The following is a 1,556-nucleotide window of genomic DNA, read 5'->3' as shown; positions in this document are numbered from 1 at the left end:
TATAAAGAATCATATTGACAAGGCGGAAGTGACTAATGAAGAAAAGTGAGTTTAGAGAAATACTTGCATCGAGGATCAACTCGCAAGAAGCAGAGATGCTCAGGACTTCTGATTTGGGACTGTATATCAGCGATTTCAATCGAGATGTATGCTTAAGGATCCTGGATGATCATGTGCCTGACGAGGGTGGAAAGAGATAGACGGCCATTACTACTGCCAAAGTATGGAGACGGGAAGTGTCGTTTGTACGTATTGTGCATGTGAAGAAATGTGTCCTGATCAGAAATAGTGAAATAATAGTGTAAGAATAGTGAAATAAAACGACTCTGCCAGATTAGTAGCAGAGTCATTTTACTATTAAGAATAACTCTCTGGAAAGGAGTGCCGCATCCCCGCTCCCCTCTGTGGGGACGCAGCATGAATACCAAAACGATACTCTTAGTATTGCTTAGTTGCATATATATTATAACATTACAGAATGTGAAGTACAACGCAATAAAATGACCTTGCCGATTAGGTTATCTCATTTCTGATGTTGATGGCCTTATTCCGAGAGGGATTCTGAAAATGACTTACTCTCACATCTGATGTTGACGGCTCATGAATAAACTTGCAGTAGACCCTGTTCTGAAAATGGGCTTCTCTCATATCTGATGTTGATGAGCAGGCTCAAGAAAAGCAGCCACGGGTTTCTCTCCCCGAAGGCTGCCTTTCATCCGACATATCTTTATTCATGACTAGTCCTCCTTATCATCTTTTTTGGGTATTAACATACCAATAATAATGCCTCCGAAAGAGCCAAAAGCAATTGGAATACCAATCCAAGCAATCATCCCCAAAAAAGTAAATACGCATACACCAATTACACTAAAAATAGAACCAACAATAATTCCTTGAATTAAATGTGTGCCATTTATTAGATCTTTACTGTCTTTCATATTATTATACCTCTTACCATATTAATATATACCTATTGTACAATTTGTCCACAAATCAACATCAGATGTTAGAGAGCCGCCGATTATTTAAGGCAAGGTCATTTTCTCTACATTCTCATTCACGTAGAAAGGAGGTATGTATCCAAACCTGTGGCGGATGGATACTACTCGTGAGTTGAATAACTATAAGAAAAATAGTGATTGTTTTTGCAACTTTAATATAGCGCTATTCACTGATGAAAACAATGTGAAATATCATAAATACATACATAGAAGGGAGGTGAGACGATGCCGCATTACAGTCAGGAGGAGATAGAAAAGGCGAGAAAGATGGATCTATATACGTATCTCAGATTATATGAACCCGAGGAGCTGGTCAGAGTAAACAGCAGAGAATATTGTACGAGGACACACGACAGTCTGAAGATCTCGAATGGTATGTGGATGTGGTGGTCCAGACAGATAGGCGGGAAATCGGCTCTCGACTATCTTGTCAAAGTCAGAGGCAAACCGTTTGCTGAAGCAGTACAGATAATCAACGGACAGGAGGCAGTAAAGCCTCCTGTTTTCTTGCCTGAAAAAAGTCATAAAGTAGTAAGGAAGCTGCTCCTTCCGGAT

Annotated in this window: 2 protein-coding genes and 1 pseudogene; 2 read left to right on the top strand and 1 reads right to left on the bottom strand. The window is 39.8% G+C overall.

Annotation, left to right across the window (positions count from 1 at the left end; translation table 11 throughout):
• The first annotated feature begins 35 nt into the window (after nt 1-35).
• Complete coding sequence (locus tag IJI01_RS14350; RefSeq protein WP_292191929.1) at nt 36-200, top strand: hypothetical protein; 165 nt, start codon at nt 36-38, stop codon at nt 198-200.
• A 537-nt stretch (nt 201-737) separates the two neighbouring features.
• On the opposite strand, the gene IJI01_RS14345 is transcribed toward IJI01_RS14350, so the two are convergent.
• Complete coding sequence (locus IJI01_RS14345) at nt 738-938, bottom strand: hypothetical protein (protein WP_292191926.1); 201 nt, start codon at nt 936-938, stop codon at nt 738-740.
• Nucleotides 939-1,226: 288 nt separating this feature from the next.
• On the opposite strand from IJI01_RS14345, the pseudogene IJI01_RS14340 reads away from it, so the two are divergent.
• A pseudogene (locus IJI01_RS14340) lies at nt 1,227-1,556 on the top strand (topoisomerase); the annotation flags it as partial.

This window comes from Butyrivibrio sp., from assembly GCF_017433805.1.
Lineage (GTDB): Bacteria > Bacillota > Clostridia > Lachnospirales > Lachnospiraceae > Butyrivibrio.
This window is presented reverse-complemented; position numbering and strand designations above follow the sequence as displayed.